At 66.3% G+C, this 3,289-nt stretch carries 4 protein-coding genes; all 4 read left to right on the plus strand.

Features of this window, described 5'->3' with window-relative positions:
• A partial coding sequence (locus H5T60_13270) for a serine/threonine-protein phosphatase (protein ID MBC7243400.1) occupies positions 1-795 on the plus strand: 795 nt, incomplete at its 5' end.
• 36 nt (positions 796-831) lie between these two features.
• Positions 832-2,337 carry a DnaJ domain-containing protein gene (locus H5T60_13275; protein MBC7243401.1) on the plus strand — a complete coding sequence of 502 codons (1,506 nt, stop codon included), beginning with the start codon at positions 832-834 and terminating at the stop codon, positions 2,335-2,337.
• Positions 2,338-2,347: 10 nt separating this feature from the next.
• Positions 2,348-2,854: an FHA domain-containing protein gene (locus H5T60_13280; protein ID MBC7243402.1), complete on the plus strand. Its 507-nt coding sequence runs from the start codon at positions 2,348-2,350 to the stop codon at positions 2,852-2,854.
• A gap of 15 nt (positions 2,855-2,869) precedes the next feature.
• Positions 2,870-3,118: a hypothetical protein gene (locus H5T60_13285; GenBank protein ID MBC7243403.1), complete on the plus strand. Its 249-nt coding sequence runs from the start codon at positions 2,870-2,872 to the stop codon at positions 3,116-3,118.
• Positions 3,119-3,289: the final 171 nt, after the last annotated feature.

A 3,289-nucleotide genomic window follows, 5' to 3' on the forward strand; every position in this document is an offset into this window, starting at 1 on the left:
GAAAGCGGCATCCCCTGCGCGCGGGCGCTCTTCAGCATGGCCAGCCACATCGGCATGGTGCGCGAGGAGAACGAGGACAGCGCCTTCGCTTGGCTCCAACACCTTTCCACCCACGAGGGACTGCAGACCGTCGGGCTGTTCATGGTGGCGGACGGCATGGGTGGGCACCTGCACGGGGAGGCAGCCAGCCGGCTGGCCGTGCAGACCGCCGGCGAAAGCCTCCTGCGGCACGTCATTCTGCCCTCGCTCAGCTCGGAGGCCATGGCGCCGGCGGTGCCCATCCAGGAGGCCATCGCCGAGGCCTTTCAGGCCGCCCATCAGCGTCTGCAGGAGGAAGTGCCGGAAGGAGCAACCACCCTCACCATCGTACTGCTGATGGGGAAGCGCATCTATGTTGGGCACGCCGGCGACTGCCGGCTCTATCTCCTGCGCGGCGGCGAGCTTCGCCAACTGACGCGCGATCATTCGCTCCTGCACCGGCTGTTCGAGCTGGGGCAGATTGACCCGGAAGAGCTGGAAGCGCTGGACCAGGATGCCCGCCGCAACGCCCTATATCGGGCAGTGGGCCAGCCCAACCCATTGGAAATTGACCTGGCCTCTCACGGCCTGCTGGCCGGCGATGGGCTGGTATTGTGCTCGGACGGGTTGTGGGGCGCGGTGCCGCGGGCGGAAATGAAGGACATCCTCCAGCAGGCTCCCACGCCGGCGGATGCCTGCCAGGCGCTGGTGGCGGCGGCCAATGCACACGGCGGGCCGGACAATATCACCGTCATCGTGGTGCATCCCGCGGGATAGGGCGCGGAAAGGGATGGAGGGATTGGGAGCAATAGCATGACCTTTTCCGCATGGGACAAGGGTGCAGGGGAACAAGGCGAAGAGGACTACTACCGCATACTGGGGGTGGAGGATGACGCCTCACAGGAGGAAATTCGCGCCGCGTACCGGGACCTGGTGCGGCAGTATCATCCGGACGCCGGCCTGGTCAAAGGGACGGCCTTTTTCTTCCGCCAGATCCAGCAGGCCTACGAAACCTTGGGCGACCCCCAGCGCCGGCAGGAATACGACGAGCGCCTGCGGCGGGAAGGGAAGCGCCCGCCGCGGCTGTTCGCGCTGGATGTCCTGCCCGGGCCGGCGGAACTGGCCTGCGTGGACGAGCCTCAGCTCCTGTACCTGCTCATCACCCTGACGCCGCTGGCGAACCGCCCCCAGCCCCATACGCGCCTCAACCTCTGCCTGGTGATTGACTGCAGTACCTCCATGAAGGGGGAGCGGTTGGCCGCTGTGCGAGAGGCCATCCTGCACCTGGTGGAGGAAATGCAGTCCGATGACATACTTTCCCTGGTGGCTTTTTCCGACACGGCGCAAGTGCTCCTGCCCCCACAGCACACCCCGCCGTCGCGCGTCCTGCGGCCCATTCTGGCATCCCTGACCACCGACGGCGGAACGGAGATATTCCAGGGCCTGCAGGCCGGCCTGTCCCTGGTGGGGCGCACCCGTTCCGACCACCAAATTAATCACCTCTTACTGCTCACGGACGGTCACACCTATGGGGACGCGCAGAAATGCCTGCTGGCGGCGCGATCCGCGGCGCGGCAGGATATCGGCATCTCTGCCTTCGGTGTCGGCCATGACTGGAACGAGGACTTTTTGGACCATCTGACGGCGGCCGCCGGCGGACAGGTGGTCTTTATCGAAAACCCTGCCGGCATCGGGCGCGCCTTTCTGGAACATCTGCGCCAACTGAAGGAGGCCTGGATCACCGACCTGACCATGCGGCTGTATTATACGCCGGCCGCCCGCTTCAAGGCGGCCTTTGCCCTGACACCCGAACTGCGGATGCTGGAGGAGACAGATGGGGAACTGGCGCTGGGAAGCCTGCCGTACACCCGCCCGCGCCATGTGCTGGTGGAAAGCATCGTCAGCCCCCTTGAAGCAGGGACGCATCGGGTGCTTCAGGTGGAAGCGGCCGGCATGGTGCCGGCCTACGGCACGCCGGCGGTTCAGCGCAAGGTCGTGCGGGTGCCCTTCCGCTCCCAGGGCGTCACCCGGCCGTTGATGCCGGCGGCCATCGTAGAAGCGGCCCAGAAGGTCTCTTTGCTCCGGATGCAGAAGCTGATCGAGGAAGAAGCAGGGCAGGGGCGGGTGCCGCAGGCCACCACCCTGTTGGAAGGGCTAGCGACCCGGCTGATGCAGGAGGGGCAGGACGAACTGGCCGGCGTGCTCATACAGGAAGCGCGTCTGCTGGCGGAGACCGGCCGGCTTTCCCCCGCCGGCGCCAAGCGCTTGCGCTTCGGCACGCGTGCCCTCCAGCCACTGCTCCCCGGCGGAACAGAGTGAGGAGGCGGGTATGCCGGTCTGTCCCACCTGCGGCCACCCGTATATCCTGAACACCATTTTCTGCGAGCAGTGCGGCACCGCCCTGCAGCCCCTGCACCAGACAGAGGGGCTCGCATCCGCCGGCACCCGCGCCCCAACCGGCCCTGCGCCGGCGGTGGTGCTGGAAATGCTATCTGGCGCACACCAGTTTCGGCTCCCAACGGACGCTCTGCCGGCCGTCATCGGGCGCGCCGATGCCGGCCAGACGAGCCGGCCGCAGGTGGACCTGGCGCCCTACGGTGGGCTGGAGCGCGGGGTCTCGCGCCAGCATGCCCGGCTGGTATGGCAGGACGGCCGCCTGATGATAGAGGACCTCGCCAGCACCAACGGCACCTGGGTCAATGATGTGCGGCTGGCCCCCAATGTGCCTCACCCTCTGCGGGATGGGGACATCCTGCGGCTGGGCACCCTGCGCCTGCGGGTGCAGGTGCGCGCCGGCGGTACGGCTCTCGAACATCATGTTTCCGAACACAAATAAGGGACGGGTGGAGCGATGGGATATACGGTGCTGATTCATCTGCCAAATGAAGACCCGGTTCTGGCCGAGATGGAGGAACTGCCGCCCCCCAATGCCACGTATATCATCTGCACGGAGGCGCGCCGGCGCGATGGCAAACCCCTGCATTATCTGACGCCAGAGGCTACTGCCTTCATCTTCCCGCTGTCGCGCATCTCATTTATCGAGATCCTGCCTGGTGAGGCGGAGCGCGGCGAACTGCTGGGGTTCTTCCGCGAGGAATAGCACCCATGTGGGGCAGATGATAGTCACAAGGGGCCGCCGGCCACTCCTCAGCCGGCGCGCCGCTCTTCCCGCACGCCCAGGACGCGATCCTGACATTCCGGGCAGATGCCGTGCGAAATCTGCGGCACAATGCGCTCATCGAACAGGTGCAGGACCCGGATGGCCTCTTCC

It is taken from the genome of Anaerolineae bacterium, assembly GCA_014360855.1.
Classification (GTDB): Bacteria; Chloroflexota; Anaerolineae; order JACIWP01; family JACIWP01; genus JACIWP01.

Bases quoted from the DNA above. Each gene is read 5' to 3' on its own strand.
- H5T60_13280 (MBC7243402.1), top strand. From the start codon at position 2,348: ATGCCGGTCTGTCCCACCTGCGGCCACCCGTATATCCTGAACACCATT.
- H5T60_13285 (MBC7243403.1), top strand. From the start codon at position 2,870: ATGGGATATACGGTGCTGATTCATCTGCCAAATGAAGACCCGGTTCTG.
- H5T60_13275 (MBC7243401.1), top strand. From the start codon at position 832: ATGACCTTTTCCGCATGGGACAAGGGTGCAGGGGAACAAGGCGAAGAG.